Source organism: Pantoea sp. AS142 (genome assembly GCF_037152305.1).
GTDB lineage: Bacteria > Pseudomonadota > Gammaproteobacteria > Enterobacterales > Enterobacteriaceae > Pantoea.
Window position 1 is genome coordinate 188,663 of sequence record NZ_JBBCMO010000005.1, and the last position, 25,945, is coordinate 214,607.

The window sequence follows — 25,945 nt, forward strand, 5'->3', positions numbered from 1 at the left end:
GTCACGTTATAACAGTGCGCGAATAATGGTGTTTGTGACATCCCAAAAACAGGCTGTTTTATTTCCCCAGTTGGCGGCCAATGGCTTCAATAATATAAGTGACCGGGACCTGAGTCGTAATGTCAGAATTGTCCGCCATGCGGATAATCGGCACATGGTAGCAGAGATTGAAATCACTAATCTTCGCCAGAGAGCAGGTTTCCGTGTTGGTTATCGCAATGATTTTACACTTATTCAGGCTGAACTGGCTGGCAATGCGCAGGATCTCTTCGGTTTCGCCGGATACCGATAAAATAATGGCAATGGCATTTTCATAGAGATCGGGACTGACCGGATAATAGGGATCATCTATTGCGTGGCTGAATTTACCCAGGTTAGAAAAAAAGCGTGCGCCATATTTTGCCAGGCTGCCTGAGGTGCCGACGCCAATAAAAAACACCCGCTCAGCCTGATTAATCTTAAGCGCGGCCTGGGCGATGATCTGTTCAAACTCAGGGTTATTTATGCTCTTAAAAAAGCTCAGCATCTCGCTGACGCCCGCCGTGTTGAGCAGCGGCGCACTCTTTTCGTTTAAGCGCAGGCGGATGCGGAATTCTGACCAGCCTTCACAGTGCATTTTGCGGCAAAAACGCAGCACGGTGGTGGTAGAGACACCCGTCTGCTCAGCCAGCTCGCGGATCGTCATATAGCTGACGCCTTCGCGGTGCTTAATGATGAACTGATAGACCTGCATTTCCAGATCGTTAAGACGGGCGAGATCGCGATGCGAAAACATGGATGACTCGTTGAACAGTTGACCTTTGGTCAGTTTACCAGATTCATCACCCGGTTTAACGCTTACTGAATTTCACCAGATAATTTTAGCGTACAAGTGTACACTGAAAAAATTGTTGGCTACGCTGGATAGCGTTATCACCGCTATAGCGCTCTTCAGGAACCTGTTATGACCACCACAATTTCTCCCAAACATCACCCCGCTGCGGGCTATTCGGTCGCCGAGGAAATTGCCAACAGTATCAGTCACGGCCTCGGCTGCCTGTTCGGCATGGTCGGACTGGTGTTGATGCTTAATCAGGCCATTGAGAGGCAGGCTGATACCGTCACCTTTATCAGTTATAGCCTCTATGGTGGCAGCATGATTCTGCTGTTTCTGGCCTCGACGCTCTATCATGCGGTTCCGGATGGACCGGCCAGACCCTGGCTGAAGAAGCTGGATCACTGCGCCATCTATCTGCTGATAGCCGGCACCTATACGCCATTTCTGCTGGTCGGACTGAGGACGCCGCTGGCTTATGGATTAATGGGGGTGATCTGGGGGCTGGCGCTGGCCGGTATTCTGTTTAAGCTCACGATTGCGCATCGCTTTGAAGCGCTATCGCTGGTGACCTATCTCTGTATGGGATGGCTGTCGCTGATTGTGGTTTATCAGCTGGCGATGATCCTGCCGCCGGGCTGCATCTGGCTGCTTGCGGCAGGCGGGATTATCTATTCGCTGGGGGTGATTTTTTATGTGGCGTACCGCATTCCTTTTAATCACGCCATCTGGCATGGGTTCGTGCTGGGCGGCAGTCTCTGCCACTTCGGCGCTATTTACTTTTATGTGCGCTAATTTAAGGCTGAACAGCGGCAAAGGCCCTTCCTTTCACGGAAGGGCCATACGGCTCAATCAGCTCTCATCCAGCGAGTAGGGCAATGGCTGAATGGTCAGATGCCCGCCTTCATCACCTTCAACCCGCAGCACGCTATCCGGTTCCAGATCGTTATTCAGCACCACCTGAATCCAGCTGATTCCATCATCTAACTGTACCGCAGCCAGCACGCTGCCGGTACGACGCCAGCGTTCACCCATCTGCAACTCCAGCGGGGCATTGGCTTCGGGCAAATGACTTGCCTGACCCGCCAGCCAGTAGAGCGCGCGTTTATTGGCACCGCGATATTTCGCCCGTGCCACCATCTCCTGACCGGCGTAGCAGCCTTTTTTAAAGCTGATGGCATCCAGCGCCTGCAGGTTGGTGGCCTGCGGAATAAACTGCACAGTGGTGGTGGGATCAATCACCGGAATTCCCGCTTCAATATCCAGCGCCAGCCACTGTTGACTGTCATTGAACTGCGCATCAGCGTTGAGCTTCTGCTTCAGCGCCTCTGCCATGGCCTGCGAAGTGACAATCAGAAAACGCTCGGTCGGGTGCGCAAACCACAGCAGCGTAGTTTCTGCGTGCACCACCACCGGTTTTTCGCTGTCGGGCAGGCTATCAAACAGATTCGCCAGCGCGGCGCGCGCCTGAAAACCGGCTACGCCCAGCAATACTGCCTCATCGTCAGCCACCATCGACACTTTCGAAAACACGGCGTATTTCTTTAACTCGGTCAGTTGGGTGTCGCGCAGTTCACGACGGATCAAATAGGCATAGCCTTCATCGCGATGGAACAGGCGGATATTGCTCCACATTTTGCCTTTGGCATCGCAGTGTGCGGCAGGTGAATGGTGGTCTGCATCCAGTGCCGCGACATCCAGCGTTAACTGACCCTGCAGGTAAGCGGTACTGTCGGCACCGGTAATGGAAACCAGCGCCCAGCTATCCAGTGACATCAGGGTTAACGGCAGACGAGACGACGCGGCAGGCTGACGCGGCGGTAAAGTAAAAGTGGGCATGGAGATATCCTGTATAAGACGGTTCATCCGGAACAATGCTTTCAATGTTAAAAGAGCCGACTGGCAATGCAACCTGTTTACGGAAAACGGCGCACAAAAGGCGTGATAACCCTGAAAAGATTCGGTCTGAAGTGTGTCAGGTTGCACAGCGTGCGATGCTGCGCCTGCGAGCCATATAAAACCAGGTTACACTGGGCGCCACGTTGTGAATGGTGGAAATTGATGCATGGATATTAATGATAAATCACGTATTCAGTGGGCCTGCCGTCGCGGCATGCTGGAACTGGATGTGGCTATTATGCCGTTCTTCAAATTTGAGTATGACACGCTGAACGACACCGATAAGCAGGTCTTTGTTGACCTGCTGAAGAGTGACGATCCCGACCTGTTCAACTGGCTGATGAATCACGGTGAGCCAAAGGATCCGGAACTTAAGCGGATGGTGAATCTGATCCAGCAGCGTAATCATGATCGCGGCCCGGTGGCAATGTAAGCTGCGGCCCTCTCGCCTGGCGCGCGGAATACTGTGCGCCTGGCTGGTGGCAGCAGTGACCGGCGTCGCGCTGATGACGCCACCTGTGGGCGGCTGGTTAATCAGGGGACCGATTATTCTGCTATTGCTGACTGAGGGCGGGTACAGCTTTCGGCGGTTGAATCAGCGGCACGGCCCGTTACAGCGGGAAAGCGTCCATTGCTGGCTCTGGCAGGGAAAACGCTGGCGGCCCACTCAGCCATTGCGCTGGTTACCGGTTGGCGTGCTGCTGGTGGCGAAGAGCGAACAGGGCGCTATGCTACGCTGGTGGCTGATGCAGGACACTATGCAGCCTGACGAATGGCGGGCGTTACGCGCCTGCTGCTTCAGCAAGGTGCGGCATTAACAGCCGACGGGCAGGCAAGCCGGTGACGGCCGTTAATCTGTTCGCATGCTGTTTGGACACAGGCAAACGCTCAGGTCGGGCCGGTCAGAGCAGTGCGGCGGTTTCGGTTAACACCTGCTCGCACCACTGTTCAACGCGCTCATCGGTGACCTCAAACTGATTCACATCATCAAGCGCCAGACCAACAAACTGCGAGCCATCGGCACTCAGAGGTTTAGGGCTGGTGAACTCATAGCCTTCAAGTGGCCAGTATCCGACAAAACGTACCCCCATCGGCTGCAGCAATTCGTGCAGCATGCCGAGTGCATCTAAAAACCACTCACCATAGCCAATCTGATCACCCATGCCATACAGCGCGACAATCTTGTTGTGCAGATTCAGCGCGGGCAGTTGCGTCCATATTGCCTCCCAGTCCTCCTGCAACTCACCGAAATCCCAGGTCGGGATGCCCATGATCAGCAAATCGTACTGTTCCATCAGGCGTGGATCGTCATCTTTCACGTTATGCAGCGTCACTAACTCTTCGCCAATAAAATCGCGAATTTTCTCCGCTACGATTTCGGTGTAACAGGTACTGGAACCGTAAAAAAGACCGATTTTCATGCAGATAACACTCTGTAAAGACTGACTTTGGCGCAATTGTACCAGAAGCGCTGCTGAATCAGGCATAATGAGCATGATTTTACACCAGACGGCGGAGATAACGTGCAGGACAGCGATCTGACAGAACAGTTTCTTGATGCGCTCTGGATTGAACGCAATCTGGCGCAGAACACTCTCTCCTCTTATCGCCAGGACCTCCAGACGCTGACCGGATGGCTGGCGCATCATCAGCTGACGCTGCTTAGCGTGGCGCCGCTGGATCTGCAGCAGTTTCTGGCTGAACGGCTGGAGGGAGGCTACAAGGCGACCAGCTCAGCGCGGCTGCTCAGCGCCATGCGTCGCCTTTTCCAGTATCTTTACCGCGAAAAGCTGCGCCCGGACGATCCCAGCGCGCTGCTGTCTGCGCCAAAACTGCCGCAGCGTTTGCCGAAAGATCTCAGCGAGGCGCAGGTTGAGCGGTTGTTGCAGGCACCAAATAGTGATATTCCGCTGGAGTTGCGCGACAAAGCGATGCTGGAGCTGCTCTACGCCACTGGCCTGCGCGTCTCCGAACTGATTGGCCTGACGCTCAGCGACATCAGTCTGCGCCAGGGCGTTGTCCGGGTTATCGGTAAAGGGGATAAAGAGCGGCTGGTGCCTTTAGGTGAAGAAGCGGTTTACTGGCTGGAGCAATATATGGAACATGGTCGTCCGTGGCTGCTCAACGGTCAGACGCTGGACGTGATGTTTCCCAGTAATCGGGCGCAGCAGATGACGCGCCAGACCTTCTGGCATCGCATCAAGCATTACGCCACGCTGGCGGGCATCGACAGCGAAAAGTTATCACCGCATGTGATGCGCCATGCCTTTGCGACCCATCTGCTGAACCACGGTGCCGATCTGCGTGTCGTACAGATGCTGCTGGGACACAGCGATCTCTCCACCACGCAAATTTATACGCACGTCGCCACTGAGCGCCTGCGTCAGTTGCATCAACAACACCATCCGCGGGCCTGAACCGCGGCGATAAGGACAAAAATGAACAAGCATTTTGCCATGCTGGCCCTGTTAGCCAGCACCTTTTCCGGTCTGGCACAGGCCGATGACAGCGCCATTCAGCAATCACTTAAAAAGCTCGGTCTGAACCAGACGGAGATCAGCCCGTCACCGCTGCCGGGGTTTAAAACCGTGCTGTCAGAAAGCGGCGTGCTCTACGTTACCGACGACGGTAGACATATGATCCAGGGACCGCTCTACGACGTCAGCGGTAAACAGCCGGTCAACGTCACCAACCAACTGCTGGATAAAAAAGTCGAGGCGCTGGTGCCGGAAATGATCGTCTATAAAGCGGCAAAAGAGCAGCACGTGATCACAGTATTCACCGACATTACCTGCGGCTACTGTCATAAACTGCATGAGCAGATGGCAGACTACAATGCGCTGGGCATCACCGTGCGCTACCTGGCGTTTCCGCGTGAAGGGCTGAATGGTCAGATCAAACCGGCGATGAAAGCGATCTGGTGCAGCGCTGACCGCAATAAAGCGTTTGATGAGGCAATGAAAGGCAATGCGCCGAAGATGGCCGCACCAGATAGCTGTAAAATCGATATTGCCCAGCACTATAAACTGGGTGTGCTGTTCGGCATTCAGGGCACGCCCGCAATGCTGACTGATAGCGGCATGATGATCCCGGGTTATCAGTCGCCGCAGGAGCTGAAGCAGGTGCTGGACAATCAGAAACGTGGTGGTTAATCGGTGGTAAAACAGGATGTGGAACTCCGTCGCCGTGAGGCGACGGTTGACGATGCGCTACCGGCCACGCTGCCGCCGCTGCTGAAACGACTCTATCTGCAACGCGGCGTGCGCGATGCTGCAGAGCTGGATCGCGGTGCGAAAAATCTGCTGCCGTTCCAGTCCCTGAGCGGGATTGATAGCGCAGTTGAACTGCTGCATCAGGCACTGCTGGATGGGCGTCGCATTATGGTGGTGGGTGACTTTGATGCCGATGGTGCGACCAGTACCGCGCTGACGGTTATGGCGCTGCGCAGCATGGGCGGCAGCAATGTGCAGTATCTGGTGCCTAACCGCTTTGAAGATGGTTATGGCCTCAGTCCTGAAGTGGTCGGGCAGGCGCGGGCGCGAGGCGCCGCGATGATCCTGACGGTCGATAACGGCATCTCTTCACACGCTGGCGTTGAGTGCGCGCATCAGCACGGCATTCCGGTGCTGATTACTGATCACCACCTGCCGGGCGAGACCTTACCGGCTGCTGAGGCGATCGTTAATCCCAATCTGACCGACTGCAATTTCCCCTCGCGCGCACTGGCGGGCGTGGGCGTTGCGTTCTATTTGATGCTGGCGCTTCGCGCCCATTTGCGCACGCAGGGATGGTTTGGCACCACCCGCACCGAGCCGAATCTGGCGGAGATGCTGGATCTGGTAGCACTCGGCACGGTTGCCGATGTGGTGCCGCTTGACGTCAACAACCGCATTCTGGTGTGGCAGGGACTTAGCCGCATCCGGGCGGGAAAATGCCGGCCAGGCATCCGGGCGCTGCTGGAGATTGCTAATCGCGATGCGCGTCAGATGGCGGCCAGCGATCTCGGTTTTGCGCTGGGGCCACGGCTCAATGCCGCAGGCCGGCTCGACGATATGTCGGTGGGCGTGGCGCTGTTAATGACTGACGATCTCAGCCAGGCACGGATGTTAGCCAGTGAGCTGGATGCGCTGAACCAGACGCGCAAAGAGATAGAGCAGGGGATGCAGAGCGAAGCGCTGGCGCTGTGTCAGGCGCTGGAACGTGAGCAGAGCAATCTGCCGCTGGGGCTGGCCTTTTATCATCCCGAATGGCATCAGGGTGTTGTGGGGATCCTCGCTTCGCGTCTGAAAGAGCGTTTCCATCGTCCGGTGATCGCCTTTGCGCCGGCGGGCGACGGCACGCTGAAAGGCTCGGGCCGCTCGATTGCCGGTCTGCATCTGCGCGATGCGCTGGAGCGTCTGGATACGCTTAACCCCGGCCTGATGCTGAAGTTTGGCGGTCACGCCATGGCGGCAGGTTTATCACTGGAAACCGCACGCTACGAAGAGTTTCGTCAGCGCTTTGCCGATCTGGTCGGTGAGTGGCTGGATGGCGAATCTCTGCAGGGCATCATCTGGTCTGATGGCGCGTTGCAGCCGCAGGAGTTTTCGCTACAGACCGCTGAGATGTTGCGCGAAGCGGGTCCCTGGGGCCAGGCGTTCCCGGAACCCGCTTTCGATGGCAAATTTAAGCTACTGCAACAGCGGCTGGTGGGCGAGCGACATCTGAAAGTGATGGTCGAACCGCTGAACGGCGGTCCGCTGATCGATGGGATCGCCTTTAATGTCGATACCACGCTGTGGCCCGACAGCAGCATTCGTCAGGTCGAACTGGCCTATAAGCTGGATATCAATGAGTATCGGGGTAACCGCTCGGTACAGCTGATCATCAGCCATCTCTGGCCGCTGAACTGAGTTCGGTATGGTGCGCGTGTCTCCGGTCACGGCAGATGCGCGTCAGCCTGATTCCCGCCTGCGCTATCTGTATTGTGAGAGGATTTACTCTCGGCCGATAAGCAAATGTGACGCATCACGCCGCCCTGGCATCAGCCCGCTGTCTCAGCGCTACAATCTGCCGTCAGTTTCGGGTAAACTTGTGCGTTAATTTTCCTGTCCCATCGAACATAAGAAAGACGCAAAAGCCATGTTTGAAATTAACCCGGTCAAAAACCGTATTCAGGACCTCAGTGAGCGCAGCGACGTTCTTCGGGGGTATCTTTGACTACGATGCCAAGAAAGAACGCCTCGAAGAAGTAAATGCCGAACTGGAACAGCCTGATGTCTGGAACGAACCTGAGCGCGCTCAGGCGCTGGGCAAAGAGCGCTCCTCGCTGGAAGCGATCGTACAGACGCTGGAACAGATGTCGCAAGGCCTGGAAGATGTGCAGGGTCTGCTTGAACTGGCGGTAGAAGCGGAAGACGAAGAGACTTTCGACGAAGCGGTTGCCGAGCTGGATGTGCTTGAGGGCAAGCTGGGCGAGCTGGAATTCCGTCGCATGTTCTCTGGCGAGTATGACAGCGCCGACTGCTACATTGATCTGCAGGCGGGTTCCGGCGGCACCGAAGCGCAGGACTGGGCCAGCATGCTGATGCGTATGTATCTGCGTTGGGCTGAAGCCAAAGGCTTCAAAACCGAAATTATTGAAGAGTCTGAAGGTGAAGTTGCAGGCATTAAATCTGTGACCATTCGCGTCTCAGGCGACTACGCCTTTGGCTGGTTGCGCACTGAAACAGGCGTGCATCGCCTGGTGCGTAAGAGCCCGTTTGACTCCGGCGGCCGTCGTCACACCTCATTCAGCTCCGCCTTTATTTACCCGGAAGTCGATGACGATATCGATATCGACATTAATCCAGCCGATCTGCGCATTGACGTTTATCGCGCGTCAGGTGCGGGCGGTCAGCACGTTAACCGGACAGAATCTGCGGTACGTATTACCCATATTCCAACCGGTACCGTCACTCAGTGTCAGAATGATCGTTCTCAGCACAAGAACAAAGATCAGGCGATGAAGCAGATGAAAGCAAAACTGTACGAGCTTGAGATGCAAAAGAAAAATGCTGAGAAACAGGCGCTGGAGGACAACAAGTCCGACATCGGCTGGGGAAGCCAGATCCGTTCCTACGTTCTCGATGATGCACGCATCAAAGATCTGCGCACCGGCGTAGAGACGCGTAACACCCAGGCGGTGCTGGACGGCGATCTGGATCGATTCATTGAAGCTAGTTTAAAAGCAGGGTTATAAGGAACCGACATGTCTGAACAACAACCGCAGAGCGCTGACGCCGCCGTTGAGTTAAATAACGAACTGAAAACGCGTCGCGAAAAGCTGAGCGTGCTGCGTGCAAATGGCGTGGCGTTTCCTAACGATTTCCGTCGTGACAGCCTCTCAGAGCAATTGCATGAGAGCTATGGCGAGAAGAGCAACGAAGCGCTTGAAGATCTCGGCATCGAAGTCAGCGTCGCCGGACGTATGATGACCCGTCGTATCATGGGTAAAGCCTCTTTCGTGACTCTGCAGGATGTGGGTGGCCGCATTCAGCTTTATGTCTCGCGTGACGATCTGGCTGAAGGGATTTACAACGAGCAGTTCAAAAAGTGGGATCTCGGCGATATCCTCGGCGCGCGCGGCAAACTGTTCAAAACCAAAACCGGCGAACTGTCGATTCACTGTTCTGAACTGCGCCTGCTGACCAAAGCGCTGCGTCCGCTGCCAGACAAGTTCCATGGCCTGGCCGATCAGGAAACCCGTTACCGTCAGCGTTACCTTGATCTGATCGCCAACGAGGAATCTCGCAACACGTTCAAAATTCGTTCGCAGATCATGGCCGGCATTCGTCAGTTCATGGTGGGCCGCGACTTCATGGAAGTGGAAACCCCGATGATGCAGGTGATCCCTGGCGGCGCGTCTGCGCGTCCGTTCATCACCCATCACAATGCGCTGGATATCGACATGTATCTGCGTATCGCCCCAGAGCTCTACCTGAAGCGTCTGGTGGTGGGCGGATTCGATCGCGTGTTCGAGATCAACCGTAACTTCCGTAACGAAGGTATTTCGCCACGTCATAACCCAGAGTTCACCATGATGGAACTCTATATGGCCTATGCGGATTACAAAGATCTGATCGAGCTGACTGAAAGCCTGTTCCGTACACTGGCGCAGGATATACTCGGCAGCACGGTAGTGCCTTACGGTGAACAGGAGTTTGATTTCGGCAAGCCTTTTGAAAAACTGACCATGCGTGAAGCGATCAAGAAATACCGTCCGGAAACGGATTTGGCCGATCTTGAAGACTTTGATAAAGCGGTGGCGATTGCGCAATCACTGCACATTAAAGTGGAGAAGAGCTGGGGTCTTGGCCGCGTCGTAACTGAGATCTTTGAAGAGACGGCAGAAGCCAATCTGATACAGCCGACCTTTATCACCGAATATCCGGCTGAAGTATCCCCACTGGCTCGTCGTAACGACGAGAATCCGGAAATCACCGATCGCTTTGAGTTCTTCATTGGTGGTCGTGAAATCGGTAACGGTTTCTCCGAGTTGAACGATGCGGAAGATCAGGCTGAGCGTTTCCTGCAGCAGGTAAATGCCAAAGATGCTGGTGACGACGAAGCGATGTTCTACGACGAAGATTATGTCACCGCACTGGAACATGGTCTGCCGCCAACCGCCGGTCTGGGCATCGGTATTGACCGTATGGTGATGCTGTTTACTAACAGCCACACTATCCGCGATGTAATTCTGTTCCCGGCACTGCGTCCAGGTAGCAAGTAATCGTTGTGAGTCATAGAAAGGCCGGATCCTCCGGCCTTTTTTACATCTGTCGGTTCAGCGGCCATCAGGTTTTCATCACGCCATTCAGCCAGGCCTGGAACCGTGCATAGGGTACATAGAGCGCAACGTTCTTATAGAGTGTCTTGCCGCTAAGATTGTCATTAATGTTATTGCTGTAGCCGATAATCACGCCCGCCAGCGTATCGTCAGAGGCGTTATAAACCGCGCCACCCGACATGCCTTTAACCACACCCGCATTCGCCGCCACTACGACGCAGTCCGGCTTATTCCAGCTGTTCGCCAGCGTGGTATTAATGAGGTTCTGACCGCTGGAACTGACCGGCATTGCCGAAATAAAACTGTAGCCGTAGAGATTGACCTGGTCACCGATATGGCTGTTGCGGAAACTGGGTGGCAGGTTCATTTCACTGTTTTTGTGGTAGACCACCGCCAGATCGCATTCCGGATGCCAGGCTTTGACCCGGTAAAGCGAAAATTTCGCTACGTGCGCGGCGGTCAGGCTGTACTCCGGGGTCAATGGGATGGTGGTACCGAGCGTGCCTAAGCCCAGCACGGTGGGAATGCCAGTCACGGTCATATCGACCCGTTTTTCCGCTTCTTTACTGTACTCATAATGACCCACCGAGCAGCCGGTTAAGCCAAAAACCATTAAGGCTATGAGTCGTTGCATTCTCTCTCCCTGCGTCAGAAGTTGATTACATCACCTGGCAATTGATAAGGGATATATCGGCAACGTTACGGATTTATTAATTAATTACGCACTAAAAAGCGTAACCGGTTAGCGGGAAATGACAACCTGACGCCAGGTGATTCGCGCTTTACGGGTTTTTCGGGCTTTGTCCGCAGGCTGGCAGAGCGATTTGTTCTGGCAAAGCGGCAGGATTATTGCTGCCGCGGCAATAATCCTTTGCTGCGCGCAGACTATGTCGCGAATCAGGGCTGTGCTGTAATACTCACCGTGACGCAGATCAAATTTTAATAAGCGTCGAGGGGCTACGCATCTGCGTGGTTCACCTGCAAATGGGATTGGGAGAGTGTTATGCCTGTAGCATTAATGGCGCTGGCGTTGAGTGCATTTGCCATCGGAACCACCGAGTTTGTCATTATGGGATTGCTGCCGGAGGTGGCGCGTGACCTTCAGGTATCGATCCCGTCGGCGGGCTGGTTGATTAGCGGCTATGCGCTCGGCGTGGCGATGGGTGCGCCGATTATGGCGCTGCTGACAGCCAGACTGCCGCGCAAAAAAACGCTGATTTTGCTGATGGTGATATTTATTGTCGGCAACCTGCTGTGCGCGCTGGCTTACAACTATAACCTGCTGATGCTGGCACGCATCGTCACCGCGTTGTGTCACGGGGCCTTCTTCGGGATTGGTGCGGTGGTCGCTGCCAGTCTGGTGCCAGCCGGTCGTCAGGCTTCCGCTGTCGCACTGATGTTCACCGGACTGACCTTAGCCAACGTGCTGGGCGTACCGCTGGGGACCAGTTTCGGACAGATGTTTGGCTGGCGGGCTACCTTCTGGGGCGTGGCGGTGATCGGCGTGCTGGCGTTTATCGCCCTGATCGTGAGTCTGCCCAACAATAAACAGGAAAAGCCGGTTCACCTGGCGAGTGAAATTGGCGCACTGGCCAGCGGGAAACTGTGGCTGTCATTGCTGATGACGGTGTTTTTTGCGGCAGCGATGTTTGCGCTGTTCAGCTACATTGCGCCGCTATTGTTAGAGGTGACCGGCATCAGCGATCGCGGCGTTAGCTGGACGCTGTTTCTGATTGGCGCGGGCCTGACGGCCGGCAATATTCTTGGCGGCAAACTGGCTGACTGGAAAGTCTCCTTCAGCCTGATCCTTAGCTTTTCACTGATCGCCATTTTCTCGCTGCTGTTCAGCTGGACCAGCCATGCGCTGTGGCTGGCGGAGATCACCCTGTTCCTATGGGCGATGGCGACCTTTGCAACGGTGCCGGGCCTGCAGATCAACGTGGTACGTCACGGTAAAGAGGCACCCAACCTGGTCTCAACCCTGAATATCTCGGCGTTTAACATTGGCAATGCGCTGGGTGCCTGGGTCGGCGGTGCGGTGATTGGCCGTGGATATGGCCTGACGGCGGTGCCGGTTGCTGCCGCTGCACTGGCGGCAATCGGCCTGCTGGTCTGCCTGATCACCTTCCGCAAATCGGGCCGTGCAGCCGCCAGGGTTCGTGCTTAGGCCAGGCGGGCGGCGATGCGTGCCGGAAAGTCAGCCACCTGCTGTTGCAGATGGCTGACAAAAGTATCGACCAGCGCCGACGCAGGGCGGTGCTGCGGCCTCACCAGGCTGACGGTAAACGGTACCGCCACGCTGAACTTACGCATCACCACACCGCTGTCGGCGTAATCCAGCGCCGTCAGCGGATTCACAATCGAAATGCCCACCCCCGCTCTGACCATGGCGCACACCGAAGCGGCACTGTGCGTCTCCATCACCAGTCGCCGCTCTACTCCCTGCTCATGAAACAGCGCATCCAGCAGCTGACGATAGCTGTCGCTGCGCGACAGGCTCACATACTGTTCGCCAGCAAAATCGTGCGGCGTCAGCTCTGTACGCTGACTCAGGGCATGATGCTGCGGTAATACGCATACTTCATCGCAGGTCAGCAGGGCAAGGCGGTCAGTACCGGCCGGAGCGTGCTGGGTTTCGGTTAATCCGATATCGTAGCGTTGTGCCGACAGCCACTCCTCCAGCAGTGGCGACTCCTGCGGAATCACATTCAGGCTCACATCCGGATAGCGTTGTAAAAAAGGCTGACACAGCGGTGGCAGCAGCGACTGCGAAAAAACCGGCAGGCAGGCGATCGACAGTTCACCCTGACGGAACTGGCGCAGCCCCTCCGCCGCTTCCATGATGCGATCCAGCCCGTACCAGGAGCGTTGCACCTCTTCAAACAGACGTAATCCCTGCACCGTGGGTTGCAGACGACCGCGAACCCGCTCGAACAGCTGTAATCCCAGCTGCTGTTCCAGACGTGCCAGTTCCCGGCTCACGGTCGGCTGTGAAGTGTGCAGCAGCGTGGCGGCCTGAGTCAGATTGCCGCTGGTCATCACCGCATGAAAAATCTCGATATGTCGCCAGTTAATGTTCGCCACGCAATTGCTCTATATCCATTCTGAATAGATGCTATTAAAACAGATATTTTTCGCTATGACACGATTCTGGCTTAATGCAGTTATCGCCACAGGAGAATTGTTATGCCACGTTCCTTACAGAGTACCGAAACCGCCCTCAACGCCGCGAATCTTCTGCCGCTGGCACGCCATTATGCCGGGCCATTCTGGACTTATGATGCACAGATTATTGAGGGGCGTATTGCTCAGCTGCAGGTGTTTGATGTCGTGCGTTTTGCGCAGAAAGCCTGCTCAAATATTCATATCCTGCGCCTGATGCGCGCGGCAGGCGTGAAAGTCGACTCGGTATCGCTGGGCGAAATCGAACGTGCGCTGGCCGCCGGCTATCAGCCAGGCGGAGACGAAATCGTCTTCACAGCAGACCTGTTCGATCAGCCAACGCTGGAGCGGGTTACCGCGTTAAAGGTGCCCGTCAATGCCGGTTCGATCGATATGCTGCATCAGCTTGGCGCAGTTTCACCGGGACACGCAGTGTGGTTGCGGGTCAACCCTGGTTTTGGTCACGGCCACAGTCAGAAAACCAATACCGGTGGCGAAAACAGCAAGCACGGTATCTGGCACGGCGATTTAGCCGAAGCGCTGACAGCCATTAAGCAGCACGGCCTGCAGCTGGTGGGCATTCACATGCATATCGGCTCCGGCGTGGATTATGCGCATCTGCAGCAGGTCTGTGATGCGATGGTCGAACTGGTGATGGCGTCGGGTCAGGATCTGACAGCGATCTCCGCGGGCGGCGGCCTCTCGGTGCCTTATCGCTATGGCGAAGAGGCGATCGATACCGAGCACTATTTTGGTCTGTGGGACGCAGCGCGGCAGCGTATTGCTCAGCATCTGGGTCACCCGGTAAAACTGGAGATCGAACCGGGCCGTTTCCTGGTGGCCGAAGCTGGCGTGCTGGTATCACAGGTGCGGGCGGTGAAGTCGATGGGCAGCCGTCACTTCGTGTTGGTCGATGCCGGTTTCAGTGACCTGATGCGCCCCTCAATGTATGGCAGCTATCACCATATCTCGCTGATGGCGGGCGATGAGCGCGCGATTGATGAGCAGCAGACCCTCGACACGGTAGTGGCCGGTCCGTTATGCGAGTCGGGTGATGTCTTTACCCAGCTGGAGGGCGGCATGGTCGAACCGCGCGCGATTCCGGCGGCAAAGGTTGGCGATTACCTGGTGTTCCACGACACCGGGGCTTACGGTGCATCCATGTCCTCAAACTACAACAGCCGTCCGTTGATCCCGGAAGTGCTGTTTGAGCAGGGCCAGCCGCGCGAAATTCGCCGTGCGCAAACTATTCAGTCGTTGCTGGCACTGGAAATCAGCTAATCACCTCATTCAGGCGGCTACCGTGCCGCCTGTCTTTCTCACCGTATTCCGTACAATGGGTGGTATCGGTCCGGAATCTCTGAAGAGATGACATTCCCTGGCACAGGCTGCCGCAATATCTTGACGTCGGACGCATTGCCCATTGTTAAAGGAAACGGATGTGATTGAAATTGTACCGCTCAGCGATGTGCCCCGGTTTGCCGATCAGATTATCGACTGGCAGTGGCGCGCATTTGGCGAAGCGAGTAGCCGGGCGTTCTTCGCCAGCGTGGTGAACAGCAGCCTGACCGGTGCCGATTTTCCGGTCACCTTTGTCGCCGTGGAGGCGGGCAGGGCAGTCGGCACCGTGGGATTCTGGCGCTGCGATCTGATCAGCCGTCAGGATCTCGTTCCCTGGCTGGCGGCGCTCTATGTGGATGAGCCGGAACGGGGTAAAGGTATCAGTGAGGCGTTGCAGCAGCATGTCATTGACTATGCACAGGCGCAGAGCTATCCACGGTTATGGCTATGGTCAACGTTTGGCGGCTACTACGAACGGACTGGCTGGCTGCTACAGGGAGAAGCGCTGGAGTATCCCGATAAGCCTGTAAAACTCTATTATCGCGATCTGTAAGAGAGGCCAGCCGCCACAGCGGCGGCTGGCAACAAGGCGCTTAGGGTGCTGGATAGGTATAACGACGGTGGATCGCCTCAATGCCTTCCAGGATCTCTGCATTCAGGGTCAGATTGAAACTGTCGATATTGATCTGCAACTGCTCAAGCGTGGTGGCACCCAGCAGCGTGCTGGCCACAAACGGCTGCTGACGCACATAGGCGAGCGCCATCTGCGATGGATCGATCTGATGCTGTTGTGCTAATGCCACATATTCGGCAATCGCCAGCTGTGACTGTTCACCGCTGTAGCGGGTAAAACGGCTGAACAGCGTGTTACGTGCGCCCGCAGGCTGCGCACCATTAAGGTATTTGCCGCTCAGCGTACCAAACGCCAGGCTGGAATACGCCAGCAGCTCAACGCCTTCATGCTGGCTGATTTCGGCCAGACCCACTTCAAAGCTACGGTTCAGCAGGCTGTAGGGGTTCTGAATGCTGATGATGCGTGGCAGTTCATGTTTCTCCGACAGCTGCAGATAACGCATCACGCCCCACGCGGTTTCGTTCGACACCCCGATATAGCGGATTTTACCGGCGCGCACCTGTTCGGTCAGCGCTTCCAGCGTCTCCAGCAGTGTTACCTGAGCGGTGGTTTCACTGTACTGATAGCCAAGCTTGCCAAAATAGTTGGTCTGACGCTGTGGCCAGTGCAGCTGGTAGAGATCAAGGTAGTCGGTGTTAAGGCGTTTCAGGCTGGCATCAAGTGCCGCGCGGATGTTTTTACGATCCAGCGCCATATCCGGGCGAATCGAAGCATCATTGCCGCGCGATGGCCCAGCCACTTTACTGGCGAGAATGATTTTGTCGCGGCTGCCGCGCTGTTTAAGCCAGCTACCAATATATTGTTCGGTCAGACCCTGGGTTTCCGGGCGCGGTGGCACCGGATACATCTCGGCGGTATCAATAAAGTTGATGCCGGAACGGACAGCCAAATCCAGTTGAGCATGAGCGTCGGCTTCGCTGTTCTGTTCGCCAAACGTCATGGTGCCCAACCCCAGCTGACTCACTTCCAGCGTGCTGTGGGGAATACGATGATAGTGCATTGCCAGCTTCCTTTTCTTTATGGAATGGAATGTTGTGTCCTCAGGGACTATAGCGCGAGCAATGGCGGGGAAGGAAGGGGGAAAAGTCGGGGAAATCACCTGCCAGCGGGGAATCGGTGGCAGGTGATTAAGTCGGGCACTTAACGTTCAATGATCGTTGAGACCTCATCGCTGTTAATCTGTACCGCGTGACCCGTCTGATCGGTGTACTCCACCAGGCCGGTCTCTTTGTCAATGCTCGGCTTGCCTTCAGTCATGATCATCCGGCCATCTTTGGTCGCCATGACATAATCAGAACTGCATCCACTTAAAAATGCGGCGGTTACCATTACCAGTGCTACGCCTGCCAACCCTTTCATCACGCCTTATCCTCACAAATCGTCAAGTGCAAACAGTGTAGTAATAAATGGTTTTGCCGGCGGGGTTAATCGTAGGAATCTGAAAATAACCGGGCGAGCAGGCTCGCCCTTGACTTTCTCAGGCGTGCTTTTTCTTACTGCGCATCAGGTTAAGACACTCAACCGCCATTGAGAAGAACATTGCGAAATAAATGTAACCTTTTGGTACGTGGACCGCAAAACTCTCCAGAATCAGGGTAAATCCGACCAGAATCAGGAATGAGAGTGCCAGCATTTTCACTGACGGATGGCGTTCAACAAATTCACCGATGGCGCGTGCAGCGAACATCATCATCAGTACAGCAATCACTACCGCCGCCATCATAATGAACAGATGATCGGAGAGGCCAATAGCCGTGATCACCGAGTCGAGGCTGAAAATAATGTCGAGCATCATGATCTGTACAATCGCGCCAAGGAACGAATGGACGCGGGTGTTGTGTTCACCTTCGCTACCGTCGATCGTTTCATGGATCTCCATGCTCGATTTCCACAGCAGGAACAGTCCACCGAACAGCAGAATCAGATCGCGTGCCGAGAATGCATGATCCATCAGCGTAAACAGCGGGTTAGTCAGACGCGCAACCCATGCGATAGAAGCCAGCAGGCCAAGACGCATCAGCATCGCGCCCATCAGCCCAATGCGGCGTGCGTTGGCTTGCTGATGCTTTGGCAGTTTAGCGACCACCAGCGACAGAAAAATGATGTTATCAATACCCAGCACCACCTCAAGGATGGTCAGGGTGCCCAGCGCCAGCCAGGCGTTGGGATCGGAAATCCACTCAAACATACCGACATTCAATCCTAAACGAAAAGTAAACGGCGATTATACGCATTCAATTCGCCGATCTCCCACAAAATTGCGACCCGTCAGCGCGGACGGCGAGATTCAGAGGAGAAAATGGCGCGCCAGCAGTGGCCCGGTGAAACTCTTCTTCAGGTAGAAACCGCGTGGCAGAGTCATGATTGGCTGGCCCTGATCGCCGATCCCCTCTGTTAGCGCTTTGCTGTTGGCGGCTTTTGGGCGGATCTGCAGCCAGGCCCCATGTCGTGCGGTAATCTGCTCAACACGCCCCAGCACAATCATATCCATCAGCTCTTCCCAGTCCTGACGCAGCATCTCATCTTCTTCCGCATTTGGACTCCATAACAGCGGCGCGCCGACACGGCGTTCTCGCAGCGGTATTTCACGCCCGCCTTCAACCGGGATCCACAACACCCGTGCCAGCTTGTGTCGCACATGGCTGGTGAGCCAGGTCACGCCGCTGTTGCCGGTCAGCGGCGCGACGCTGACAAAGGTGGTTTCCAGCGGTTTTCCCTGCGCATCAATCGGGATAGTTTTCAGTTCAATACCCAGATGGGCAAAGTCCTGTTCTGCTTTGCTGCCCGCGCTGGCACCAAGATGCCACTCCAGAAGCATGCCGACCCAGCCTTTATCGCGTTTAAGATCCGCAGGCATTGGCAAACTAGCACGAGCGGCCAGCGTTTCCAGGGTTAATCCAGCTAAAGCCTGCGCGCGTGCCAGCAGGCCGATTTCATCTTCGGGTGGTCCTGGCTGGTAACTCATGTTAATAACCTACAATGATTAAAATTTGTACAGTGACGGGTGAGTAAATTGTCTTTCTAAAATAAACCGGGCAAGGGATCGATAATAACATGATAGATCATGCTTTTTTAAGCGGATTGAACTTGCGCTATCCACAGTGAGTCAGGGTTATCCCAGTTTACCCGCAACAATGAACAGGATCTGCAGCCCGGTTATCCACAGAAAAATGGGATAACCACCTTATCCGTGCGGTACTGGTTCCATTTACAGCCTTGACTTTTCACTATCTGACCATAATTTCATCGCTCTGGCCTAACCCTGAGCGATTATCTGTGGATAAAAAGCTGTGTGCTTAAATTTTAATCAATTGTTCGTTGCCGCGAAATTAATAGCGTTTTATGAAAGTTTCATGGCAAGTCTGAAAGATTTAATTTGATTAAAAATCATATAGATGAACTGTGCCCTTTTTTCGTCCTTTCCGCGCACGGCGAAAAGGTTATTCAGTTAACTCCCGCGTTCTGCACAAAGCTATCCACAGAAAAGGTGAATAAGATCGATCTTTTCTGCGGTCTTTGTTTATAACTTTGCCCTTTTCTGTGAGTTATCCCGGCATGGATGGCTGAACCCCCCATGAATCCAGTGGTTTACCGCCTGTAAGGAGTGTGAAACAATCAGACCATTCAAATTTTGCTTTGAGGTAGTCCGGTGATCGATGATGATGGCTACCGCCCGAATGTTGGTATCGTAATCTGTAACCGGCAGGGACAAGTGTTATGGGCCAGGCGCTTTGGACAGCACTCCTGGCAATTTCCTCAGGGAGGCATCAATCCCGGTGAAACCGCAGAACAGGCGATGTATCGCGAACTGTTCGAAGAGGTCGGCTTACACCGGAAAGATGTTCGAATACTTGCCTCTACCCGCAACTGGTTGCGTTACAAGTTGCCAAAACGTTTGGTGCGTTGGGACACAAAGCCGGTATGTATCGGCCAGAAACAAAAGTGGTTTCTTCTGCAGTTAATGTGTAATGACGCGGATATCAATGTGCAGCACAGCAGCACGCCGGAGTTCGATGGCTGGCGCTGGGTCAGTTTCTGGTATCCGGTGCGTCAGGTTGTCTCCTTTAAGCGCGACGTTTATCGTCGGGTGATGAAGGAATTCGCTGGCGTGGTGATGTCTATGCAGGAGAGTGCGGGGCAGCGAAATCATCCTGCCCATCGACGTAAGAGAGGATAGGCCACGCCCTTTATGCTCACTCAGTTGCGCGAAATTGTAGAAAAAGTGGCGAGTGCGCCGCGTCTCAATGAAGCACTCGACATCCTGGTCAATGAGATCTGTCTGGCGATGGCAACGGAAGTCTGTTCCGTTTACCTCGCCGACCACGATCATCGCTGCTATTACCTGATGGCGACGCGCGGACTCAAAAAACCGCGTGGCCGCACCGTGACCCTGGCGTTTGACGAAGGGATTGTCGGTTTAGTTGGCCGTCTGGCCGAACCGATTAACCTTGCTGACGCCCAGAGTCACCCCAGCTTTAAATATATCCCCGCAGTCAAAGAGGAACGCTATCGTTCCTTCCTCGGCGTACCTGTTATCAGCCGTCGCCAGCTCCTTGGCGTGCTGGTGGTGCAGCAGCGCGAACACCGTCAGTTTGATGAAAGCGAAGAGTCATTCCTGGTCACGCTGGCTACCCAGATGGCAGCGCTGCTGTCGCAATCTCAGATGGGGCAGCTGTTTGGTCAGTTCCGGCAGACGCGGGTTCGCGCTATTGCGGCAGCGCCTGGCGTAGCGGTGGCGCCGGGCTGGGTCGATGAAACGCAGCCTCTGCTCGATCAGGTATCGGCCGCCTCAACGCTGGATGTTCAGCGTGAACGTGAGCGTCTGTCGCTCGCCATGAGCGAAGCGGCCAGTGAATTTCGTCGTTTCAGCAAACGTTTCAGCGCCAGCGCACAGAAAGAGAGCGCAGCCATTTTCGACCTCTACTCCCACCTGTTAACCGATGCGCGTCTGAAGAAAGATCTGTTCGATGAAATCGAGCGCGGATCGGTCGCGGAATGGGCGGTGAAACAGGTGATCGAGAAGTTTGCTGAACAGTTCGCCAGCCTTACTGACAACTACCTGCGTGAACGTGCGGGCGATCTGCGAGTACTGGGCCAGCGTCTGCTGTTTCACCTCGATGACACCCTGGTTGGCACCAATGCCTGGCCGGAACGCTTTGTGCTGGTGGCTGATGAACTGACTGCAACCACCTTAGCTGAACTGCCGCAGGAGCGGCTGGCTGGCGTGGTGGTGCGTGATGGCGCAGCCAACTCCCATGCGGCGATCCTGACCCGCGCCATGGGGATTCCGACGGTCATGGGCGCTGATATCCAGCCTCATCAGCTCAACAAGCGTCTGCTGATCGTCGACGGTTATCGCGGTGAGCTGCTGATCGATCCCGAGCCGGTGCTGGTGCAGGAGTATCAGCGGCTGATCAGTGAAGAGAATGCGCTGAGCAAAATGGCGGAAGGCGTGGTCGATCAACCGGGTGAGCTAAAAAGTGGCGAACGCGTGCAGGTGATGCTGAATGCCGGATTAAGCCCGGAACATGAGCAGGCGCTGGGCAGCTGGGTGGATGGCATCGGCCTCTACCGCACCGAAATTCCGTTTATGTTGCAGAGCGGCTTCCCGTCCGAAGAGGAGCAGGTAGCGCAGTATCAGGGCATGTTACAGCTGTTTCACAACAAGCCTGTGACGCTGCGTACGCTGGATGTGGGAGCAGATAAACAGTTGCCCTACATGCCGATCAGTGAGGAGAACCCTTGCCTGGGCTGGCGCGGCATCCGCCTTACGCTTGACCAGCCGGAAATTTTCCTGGTGCAGGTGCGCGCGATGCTGCGTGCCAATGCCGCATCCGGCAATCTCAGTATTCTGCTGCCCATGATCAGTCATATCGACGAGATCGACGATGCGAAAAAGCTGATCGATCGCGCCGGACGCGAAGTGGAAGAGATGCTGGGCTATGCAATTCCCGCGCCGCGTATTGGCATCATGATTGAAGTGCCGTCGATGCTTTTTATGATCCCGCATCTGGCGTCACGGGTCGATTTTATTTCGGTCGGCACCAACGACCTGACGCAATATCTGCTGGCGGTGGACCGAAACAACACCCGCGTCGCTAACCTTTACGATTCGCTGCATCCGGCGATGCTGCGCGCACTGAATGCAATCGCGCAGGAAGCCCGTCTGGCTAATCTGGAATTGTGCCTGTGTGGTGAAATGGCGGGCGATCCGATGTGCGTTGCGTTACTGGTGGGCCTGGGGTATCACCATCTCAGCATGAACGGTAAAAACGTCCCGCGCGTTAAATACCTGCTGCGTCATCTGGATCATGAAGAAACGCAGAAGCTCAGCGAGCAGGGGATGAATGCTCACACCGCCACTGAAGTTCGCCATCAGGTCTCGGCCTTTATGGAGCGGCGTGGCTTGGGCGGTTTGATCCGTGGTGGGCGCTAACCGCCTGACGGGGCAGGCTATTTATTTGCCATCCTGGCCCTGGGCAGTGCTCACAGTCCTCACGTACGACGTGTACGCTCCGGTTGTTCCGCACTGTCTGTGGCCAGACTGACTGCAACAATGTACGCCTGACGGGCCAGGCTTTACGCGTTATCCGCGTTACATTTGCGCGACAATTCATAAAACCGGCTGTGCTATGATGCGCAGCCTTAATTTACGTGGCTGACAACGCCCTTTTTCAGGGTTGAAAAAATAGACGGTGAATGATGAATAACGGCTATATTGCATTTCCGCAGTTCGATCCGGTGATCTTCTCGATCGGACCGGTTTCGCTTCACTGGTACGGTTTGATGTATCTGGTGGGCTTTGTTTTCGCCATGTGGCTGGCGGTACGCCGTGCAAATCAGCCTGGCAGCGGCTGGAAAAAAGAGGAAGTCGAGAACCTGCTTTACGCCGGTTTCCTCGGCGTCTTCCTGGGCGGGCGCATCGGCTATGTGCTGTTCTACAACTTACCGCTGTTCCTGGAGAATCCCCTCTATCTGTTCAAAGTCTGGGATGGCGGCATGTCGTTCCACGGTGGCCTGATCGGGGTGATTGTGGTGATGCTGATCTTTGCCCGCCGTACCAGACGTAATTTCTTCCAGGTATCTGATTTCATTGCGCCGCTGATCCCATTTGGTCTGGGCGCCGGTCGTCTCGGTAACTTCATTAACGGCGAGCTCTGGGGCCGCGTCGATCCTGGCTTCCGCTATACCATGCTGTTCCCTGGCTCCCGCAGCGAAGATGTGGCGCTGGCTGCCACCAATCCGCAATATCAGGAACTGCTCAACACCTATGGCGTGCTGCCACGTCATGCTTCTCAGCTCTATGAACTGGCGCTGGAAGGCGTGGTGCTGTTTATTATCCTGAACCTGTTTATTCGCAAGCCACGCCCGATGGGCAGTGTCTCTGGCCTGTTCCTGATAGGCTATGGTGCCTTCCGTATTATCGTTGAGTTCTTCCGCCAGCCGGATGCCCAGCTTGGCCTGTTTGAAGGCGGAATCAGTATGGGACAGATCCTCTCTGTGCCGATGATTGTTGCCGGTATTATTATGATGATCTGGGCGTATCGTCGTCGCCCGCAGCCACAATTTCGCGAGGAAAAATGAAACAGTATCTGGATTTAATGCAACATGTGCTGCACGAAGGCACGCCAAAAGCTGACCGTACCGGCACCGGTACGCTTTCAATTTTTGGTCACCAGATGCGTTTCAATCTGCAGGATGGTTTTCCACTGGTCACCACCAAGAAATGCCATATCCGCTCGATTATTCATGAGCTGTTGTGGTTCCTGAAAGGTGACACCAACATCGGTTATCTCAAGGAAAACAACGTCTCAATCTGGGATGAGTGGGCGGATGAGCAAGGCGATCTCGGCCCGGTTTATGGCAAACAGTGGCGTAGTTGGGGAACGGCTGGTGGCCAGGAAATTGACCAGTTAAGCCAGGTAATGGCGCAACTGAAGCGCGATCCCGACTCACGCCGGATTATCGTTTCTGCCTGGAACGTCGGTGAACTGAGTGAGATGGCGCTGGCGCCCTGCCACGCCTTCTTCCAGTTCTACGTGGCGGACGGCAAGCTCTCCTGCCAGCTGTATCAGCGCTCGTGCGACATCTTCCTGGGTCTGCCGTTTAATATCGCCAGCTATTCACTGCTGGTGCATATGGTGGCGCAGCAGTGCAATCTGCAGGTGGGCGATTTTGTCTGGACTGGCGGTGATACGCACCTCTACAGCAACCATCTGGAGCAGGCGCGCCTGCAGTTGACTCGTGAACCGCGTCCGCTGCCGAAGCTGGTGATCAAACGCAAACCGGCGTCACTGTTTGACTATAAGTTCGAAGATTTTGAGATTGAGGGCTACGATCCGCATCCCGCAATCAAAGCGCCTGTCGCCATTTAATTCGCGATAGATAGATAGATAACGCCCTGGCACGTCGCCGGGGCTTTTTTTTGTCCTCACATCGGTAAATCTGCAGCACCCCTCGCATGCATCTGCCACTGCCTGTATGCCGCGCCTTTTCTCTGCGACTCGCTTTCCAGCCTGCGACAACACGCCTTGTTTCACCTGTCTATAGCCCGCAGTCTGGGGCTATGAAAACAGCATACTTACGCGGCTTTACCCTGCCGGAACTGCTGCTGGTAATGGTGATTGCCGGCATGCTGAGTCTTGCCGCGCTCCATGGCTGGCAGGGCTGGCAACAGCGACAGCAATTGCGCGACAGCGCTCAGCAACTGCAGGTATTTCTCTTACGACTGCGTGCCCAGGCCAACCGGCAAAATAGCGATTTGGTTTTATGGTCGCAGCCTGGCGATCCCTGGTGCATCGGTGCCGGAAGACTCCCTGCTACGGGATGTAGTAACGGGAAAAGGCTGCATTTCGTGGCACCATATTCTGGCGTGGAGCTTTATGGCATCCGGGGGGAGCCGGGTTTCTATGGCCGCCGCAATGTAGCCCGGGCGGGCAGCATTGAGCTGGGCAACAGCGCCGGACGCATAAGGCTGATTATTTCGGCCAGATCCCGTATTCGCCTCTGCATGACGGATGAGGAGACATGCCGTTGAAAATCGCCGGTTTCAGCCTGCTGGAAATGCTCATCGCGCTGGCAATCAGTGCAGTCGTGATGTTAAGTGCTGGTCGTTTTCTGCCGTTGTTGCTAGCTGAGAACGCCGGTCTGCTGCAACGGGCGCAGCTGCGTCAGGAGTTACATCAGATTATGGCGACGCTGGAAAAGGCGGTGCGGCGAGCCGGATATTGTCATGGTGAGTGTGGCAATGGCGCACTGAAAATCAGTGAGAACTGTCTGCTGTTACGCTGGGATGATAACAGTAACGGTAAATGGGAAGCGGTGAGCCATGGAGAGAGTGACTATTACGGTTATCGCCTGCGACAACAACAGCTAGAGATGCAGCGCGGTGTTGATCAGTGTGACTCAGCGGGCTGGGAGCGGCTCTCCGATCCGGCCTTTATGACGCTGGAGCAGTTCAGCATCAGCTGGCAGAGCGCGCAGGTAAGAATAGTACTACAGGGGCGGGCCGGTCACTGGCTTGAAACCGTGGAGAGTTGGGTTGAGAGAGAAAATCTGTGAAGCAGCAAGGCAGCAGCGCCCTTGGCATGGTGTTGATGATTATGGTCATCGGTAGCTTTACGCTACATGCCAGCCGCAGGATGTCAGAGCAGGGAATGCGACTTTTGGCTGATGAGCAGCAATTCGTTCAGGATTTCTGGCGGGCACAGTCTGCGCTGCAATGGGGCTTATCCCTAAGCTGGCCAGCCAGTGAGACGGCCCGCTGTCAGCAGGATGATCGCCAGGGCTGGCGCAGTTGTTTACAGAGAGGTGAAAAGGATGAAGGTCTGCTTAAAGGTGAGGCCAGCGGCAGCGGCAGCGGCATGGCGGTCTGGCATTGGGTCCGGTTGCGGGGTGATCAGATTACAGCGTTGCCGCACGGCTGGATCGACTACTGTCCGCTCACGCCTCCTGCAACCTGCCAGTAAGCGCGGTGGATTCAGCCTGTTAGAAGTGTTGTTTGCTCTACTGTTAATGGCATTAAGCAGCAGCACGCTGTTGCACTATCATCGTGTACTGGCAGTGGGATTCAGCCAGCAGTGGTATCAACGTGAGGCTTGGCGGGTTGCTGAGCAGCAACTGATGGGGCATGAGAATCCCGGCTGGTCCTCAACGTTGCAACAGCAGAGCGGCCCTTCAGGCTGCACCCTGGAACGGGCTGACGTGACGGGGCCTATCAGCGCAGAGCCACCCTGACACGGCTGCGATGTTAAACGTCGCGGGTCGCCCTTTTGATGGGTTTCAACCG

The 25,945-nt window shown here is 55.3% G+C and carries 28 protein-coding genes; 19 read left to right on the forward strand and 9 right to left on the reverse strand.

Features of this window, described 5'->3' with window-relative positions:
* Positions 1-58: 58 nt before the first annotated feature.
* Positions 59-775 carry a MurR/RpiR family transcriptional regulator gene (locus tag WFO64_RS11825; protein WP_337011881.1) on the reverse strand — a complete coding sequence of 239 codons (717 nt, stop codon included), beginning with the start codon at positions 773-775 and terminating at the stop codon, positions 59-61.
* Positions 776-943: 168 nt separating this feature from the next.
* Here WFO64_RS11825 and trhA point away from each other — a divergent pair, with 168 nt between their 5' ends.
* On the forward strand, positions 944-1,609 hold the full coding sequence (trhA, locus tag WFO64_RS11830; protein WP_337011883.1) for a PAQR family membrane homeostasis protein TrhA: 666 nt from the start codon (positions 944-946) through the stop codon (positions 1,607-1,609).
* A 57-nt stretch (positions 1,610-1,666) separates the two neighbouring features.
* Here trhA and ygfZ read toward each other — a convergent pair whose 3' ends face one another.
* Positions 1,667-2,653 (reverse strand): tRNA-modifying protein YgfZ, encoded by a 987-nt coding sequence (ygfZ, locus tag WFO64_RS11835; protein ID WP_337011885.1) that lies wholly within the window; start codon positions 2,651-2,653, stop codon positions 1,667-1,669.
* A 226-nt stretch (positions 2,654-2,879) separates the two neighbouring features.
* On the opposite strand from ygfZ, the gene sdhE reads away from it, so the two are divergent.
* Positions 2,880-3,146 carry an FAD assembly factor SdhE gene (gene sdhE, locus WFO64_RS11840; protein WP_179898483.1) on the forward strand — a complete coding sequence of 89 codons (267 nt, stop codon included), beginning with the start codon at positions 2,880-2,882 and terminating at the stop codon, positions 3,144-3,146.
* Complete coding sequence (locus tag WFO64_RS11845) at positions 3,121-3,531, forward strand: protein YgfX (RefSeq protein WP_337011891.1); 411 nt, start codon at positions 3,121-3,123, stop codon at positions 3,529-3,531. The genes sdhE and WFO64_RS11845 overlap by 26 nt, the downstream gene beginning before the upstream one ends.
* An 84-nt stretch (positions 3,532-3,615) precedes the next feature.
* Here WFO64_RS11845 and fldB read toward each other — a convergent pair whose 3' ends face one another.
* Positions 3,616-4,134, reverse strand: a complete 519-nt coding sequence (fldB, locus tag WFO64_RS11850) for a flavodoxin FldB (RefSeq protein ID WP_337011893.1) — start codon at positions 4,132-4,134, stop codon at positions 3,616-3,618.
* 102 nt (positions 4,135-4,236) lie between these two features.
* Between fldB and xerD the strand changes: the two genes are divergently transcribed.
* The 5 genes from xerD to lysS all read left to right on the forward strand — a co-directional run bounded on the left by xerD (position 4,237) and on the right by lysS (position 10,463).
* Positions 4,237-5,130 carry a site-specific tyrosine recombinase XerD gene (xerD, locus tag WFO64_RS11855; RefSeq protein WP_337011894.1) on the forward strand — a complete coding sequence of 298 codons (894 nt, stop codon included), beginning with the start codon at positions 4,237-4,239 and terminating at the stop codon, positions 5,128-5,130.
* A gap of 21 nt (positions 5,131-5,151) precedes the next feature.
* Entirely contained in the window at positions 5,152-5,865 is a 714-nt protein-coding gene (gene dsbC / locus WFO64_RS11860) for a bifunctional protein-disulfide isomerase/oxidoreductase DsbC (protein WP_337011896.1), read from the forward strand.
* Between the two features lie 3 nt (positions 5,866-5,868).
* Complete coding sequence (gene recJ / locus WFO64_RS11865) at positions 5,869-7,605, forward strand: single-stranded-DNA-specific exonuclease RecJ (protein ID WP_337011898.1); 1,737 nt, start codon at positions 5,869-5,871, stop codon at positions 7,603-7,605.
* 229 nt (positions 7,606-7,834) lie between these two features.
* Positions 7,835-8,933, forward strand: a protein-coding gene (gene prfB / locus WFO64_RS11870; RefSeq protein ID WP_163762505.1) for a peptide chain release factor 2 whose coding sequence is annotated in 2 segments (ribosomal slippage) — positions 7,835-7,909 and positions 7,911-8,933 — 1,098 coding nt in all. Because the reading frame shifts where the segments join, the coding sequence is not laid out codon by codon here.
* A gap of 9 nt (positions 8,934-8,942) precedes the next feature.
* Positions 8,943-10,463: a lysine--tRNA ligase gene (lysS, locus tag WFO64_RS11875; RefSeq protein ID WP_337011900.1), complete on the forward strand. Its 1,521-nt coding sequence runs from the start codon at positions 8,943-8,945 to the stop codon at positions 10,461-10,463.
* A 64-nt stretch (positions 10,464-10,527) separates the two neighbouring features.
* Here lysS and WFO64_RS11880 read toward each other — a convergent pair whose 3' ends face one another.
* Positions 10,528-11,154, reverse strand: a complete 627-nt coding sequence (locus WFO64_RS11880) for a serine protease (protein ID WP_337011902.1) — start codon at positions 11,152-11,154, stop codon at positions 10,528-10,530.
* A gap of 369 nt (positions 11,155-11,523) precedes the next feature.
* On the opposite strand from WFO64_RS11880, the gene WFO64_RS11885 reads away from it, so the two are divergent.
* The gene (locus WFO64_RS11885; RefSeq protein WP_337011904.1) at positions 11,524-12,687 is read left to right on the forward strand and encodes an MFS transporter; all 1,164 of its coding nucleotides are present in this window, start codon (positions 11,524-11,526) and stop codon (positions 12,685-12,687) included.
* On the opposite strand, the gene WFO64_RS11890 is transcribed toward WFO64_RS11885, so the two are convergent.
* Positions 12,684-13,604 (reverse strand): LysR family transcriptional regulator, encoded by a 921-nt coding sequence (locus tag WFO64_RS11890; protein ID WP_337011906.1) that lies wholly within the window; start codon positions 13,602-13,604, stop codon positions 12,684-12,686. The two genes, WFO64_RS11885 and WFO64_RS11890, sit on opposite strands and share 4 nt — an antisense overlap.
* Positions 13,605-13,706: 102 nt before the next feature.
* On the opposite strand from WFO64_RS11890, the gene lysA reads away from it, so the two are divergent.
* Together lysA and WFO64_RS11900 are read left to right on the forward strand one after the other, a co-directional pair.
* Positions 13,707-14,963 carry a diaminopimelate decarboxylase gene (gene lysA / locus WFO64_RS11895; RefSeq protein ID WP_337011908.1) on the forward strand — a complete coding sequence of 419 codons (1,257 nt, stop codon included), beginning with the start codon at positions 13,707-13,709 and terminating at the stop codon, positions 14,961-14,963.
* A gap of 160 nt (positions 14,964-15,123) precedes the next feature.
* Entirely contained in the window at positions 15,124-15,576 is a 453-nt protein-coding gene (locus WFO64_RS11900; RefSeq protein WP_337011910.1) for a GNAT family N-acetyltransferase, read from the forward strand.
* Positions 15,577-15,616: 40 nt separating this feature from the next.
* Here WFO64_RS11900 and WFO64_RS11905 read toward each other — a convergent pair whose 3' ends face one another.
* The 4 genes from WFO64_RS11905 to mutH form a co-directional block, all read right to left on the reverse strand.
* Positions 15,617-16,657 (reverse strand): NADP(H)-dependent aldo-keto reductase, encoded by a 1,041-nt coding sequence (locus WFO64_RS11905; RefSeq protein WP_337011913.1) that lies wholly within the window; start codon positions 16,655-16,657, stop codon positions 15,617-15,619.
* Between the two features lie 140 nt (positions 16,658-16,797).
* Complete coding sequence (locus WFO64_RS11910; RefSeq protein WP_337011915.1) at positions 16,798-17,016, reverse strand: YgdI/YgdR family lipoprotein; 219 nt, start codon at positions 17,014-17,016, stop codon at positions 16,798-16,800.
* A gap of 118 nt (positions 17,017-17,134) precedes the next feature.
* Positions 17,135-17,845, reverse strand: coding sequence for a TerC family protein (locus WFO64_RS11915; protein WP_337011917.1), 711 nt, complete (start codon positions 17,843-17,845; stop codon positions 17,135-17,137).
* 99 nt (positions 17,846-17,944) lie between these two features.
* Positions 17,945-18,622: a DNA mismatch repair endonuclease MutH gene (gene mutH, locus WFO64_RS11920; RefSeq protein ID WP_337011919.1), complete on the reverse strand. Its 678-nt coding sequence runs from the start codon at positions 18,620-18,622 to the stop codon at positions 17,945-17,947.
* Between the two features lie 684 nt (positions 18,623-19,306).
* On the opposite strand from mutH, the gene rppH reads away from it, so the two are divergent.
* From rppH to WFO64_RS11960, 8 genes are all read left to right on the forward strand, one after another.
* Positions 19,307-19,834 (forward strand): RNA pyrophosphohydrolase, encoded by a 528-nt coding sequence (rppH, locus tag WFO64_RS11925; RefSeq protein WP_337011921.1) that lies wholly within the window; start codon positions 19,307-19,309, stop codon positions 19,832-19,834.
* Between the two features lie 12 nt (positions 19,835-19,846).
* On the forward strand, positions 19,847-22,093 hold the full coding sequence (ptsP, locus tag WFO64_RS11930; protein ID WP_337011923.1) for a phosphoenolpyruvate--protein phosphotransferase: 2,247 nt from the start codon (positions 19,847-19,849) through the stop codon (positions 22,091-22,093).
* Positions 22,094-22,359: 266 nt separating this feature from the next.
* Positions 22,360-23,241: a prolipoprotein diacylglyceryl transferase gene (gene lgt / locus WFO64_RS11935; RefSeq protein WP_337012072.1), complete on the forward strand. Its 882-nt coding sequence runs from the start codon at positions 22,360-22,362 to the stop codon at positions 23,239-23,241.
* Positions 23,238-24,032, forward strand: coding sequence for a thymidylate synthase (gene thyA / locus WFO64_RS11940; protein ID WP_337011925.1), 795 nt, complete (start codon positions 23,238-23,240; stop codon positions 24,030-24,032). Before lgt ends, thyA begins: the two co-directional genes overlap by 4 nt.
* A gap of 191 nt (positions 24,033-24,223) precedes the next feature.
* Positions 24,224-24,694, forward strand: a complete 471-nt coding sequence (locus WFO64_RS11945) for a prepilin-type N-terminal cleavage/methylation domain-containing protein (protein WP_337011927.1) — start codon at positions 24,224-24,226, stop codon at positions 24,692-24,694.
* Complete coding sequence (locus WFO64_RS11950) at positions 24,691-25,218, forward strand: prepilin peptidase-dependent protein (RefSeq protein ID WP_442956149.1); 528 nt, start codon at positions 24,691-24,693, stop codon at positions 25,216-25,218. Before WFO64_RS11945 ends, WFO64_RS11950 begins: the two co-directional genes overlap by 4 nt.
* On the forward strand, positions 25,215-25,625 hold the full coding sequence (locus tag WFO64_RS11955; protein ID WP_337011931.1) for a DUF2509 family protein: 411 nt from the start codon (positions 25,215-25,217) through the stop codon (positions 25,623-25,625). Before WFO64_RS11950 ends, WFO64_RS11955 begins: the two co-directional genes overlap by 4 nt.
* Positions 25,626-25,650: 25 nt before the next feature.
* Complete coding sequence (locus WFO64_RS11960) at positions 25,651-25,893, forward strand: prepilin-type N-terminal cleavage/methylation domain-containing protein (RefSeq protein ID WP_337011933.1); 243 nt, start codon at positions 25,651-25,653, stop codon at positions 25,891-25,893.
* Positions 25,894-25,945 lie beyond the last annotated feature (52 nt).

Excerpts from the sequence above, each read along its gene's own strand:
- WFO64_RS11825 (WP_337011881.1), bottom strand. The coding sequence starts at position 775 with ATGTTTTCGCATCGCGATCTCGCCCGTCTTAACGATCTGGAAATGCAG.
- trhA (WP_337011883.1), top strand. The coding sequence starts at position 944 with ATGACCACCACAATTTCTCCCAAACATCACCCCGCTGCGGGCTATTCG.
- ygfZ (WP_337011885.1), bottom strand. The coding sequence starts at position 2,653 with ATGCCCACTTTTACTTTACCGCCGCGTCAGCCTGCCGCGTCGTCTCGT.
- sdhE (WP_179898483.1), top strand. The coding sequence starts at position 2,880 with ATGGATATTAATGATAAATCACGTATTCAGTGGGCCTGCCGTCGCGGC.
- WFO64_RS11845 (WP_337011891.1), top strand. The coding sequence starts at position 3,121 with ATGATCGCGGCCCGGTGGCAATGTAAGCTGCGGCCCTCTCGCCTGGCG.
- fldB (WP_337011893.1), bottom strand. The coding sequence starts at position 4,134 with ATGAAAATCGGTCTTTTTTACGGTTCCAGTACCTGTTACACCGAAATC.
- dsbC (WP_337011896.1), top strand. The coding sequence starts at position 5,152 with ATGAACAAGCATTTTGCCATGCTGGCCCTGTTAGCCAGCACCTTTTCC.
- lysS (WP_337011900.1), top strand. The coding sequence starts at position 8,943 with ATGTCTGAACAACAACCGCAGAGCGCTGACGCCGCCGTTGAGTTAAAT.
- WFO64_RS11880 (WP_337011902.1), bottom strand. The coding sequence starts at position 11,154 with ATGCAACGACTCATAGCCTTAATGGTTTTTGGCTTAACCGGCTGCTCG.
- WFO64_RS11885 (WP_337011904.1), top strand. The coding sequence starts at position 11,524 with ATGCCTGTAGCATTAATGGCGCTGGCGTTGAGTGCATTTGCCATCGGA.
- lysA (WP_337011908.1), top strand. The coding sequence starts at position 13,707 with ATGCCACGTTCCTTACAGAGTACCGAAACCGCCCTCAACGCCGCGAAT.
- WFO64_RS11905 (WP_337011913.1), bottom strand. The coding sequence starts at position 16,657 with ATGCACTATCATCGTATTCCCCACAGCACGCTGGAAGTGAGTCAGCTG.
- WFO64_RS11910 (WP_337011915.1), bottom strand. The coding sequence starts at position 17,016 with ATGAAAGGGTTGGCAGGCGTAGCACTGGTAATGGTAACCGCCGCATTT.
- WFO64_RS11915 (WP_337011917.1), bottom strand. The coding sequence starts at position 17,845 with ATGTTTGAGTGGATTTCCGATCCCAACGCCTGGCTGGCGCTGGGCACC.
- mutH (WP_337011919.1), bottom strand. The coding sequence starts at position 18,622 with ATGAGTTACCAGCCAGGACCACCCGAAGATGAAATCGGCCTGCTGGCA.
- ptsP (WP_337011923.1), top strand. The coding sequence starts at position 19,847 with ATGCTCACTCAGTTGCGCGAAATTGTAGAAAAAGTGGCGAGTGCGCCG.
- lgt (WP_337012072.1), top strand. The coding sequence starts at position 22,360 with ATGAATAACGGCTATATTGCATTTCCGCAGTTCGATCCGGTGATCTTC.
- thyA (WP_337011925.1), top strand. The coding sequence starts at position 23,238 with ATGAAACAGTATCTGGATTTAATGCAACATGTGCTGCACGAAGGCACG.
- WFO64_RS11945 (WP_337011927.1), top strand. The coding sequence starts at position 24,224 with ATGAAAACAGCATACTTACGCGGCTTTACCCTGCCGGAACTGCTGCTG.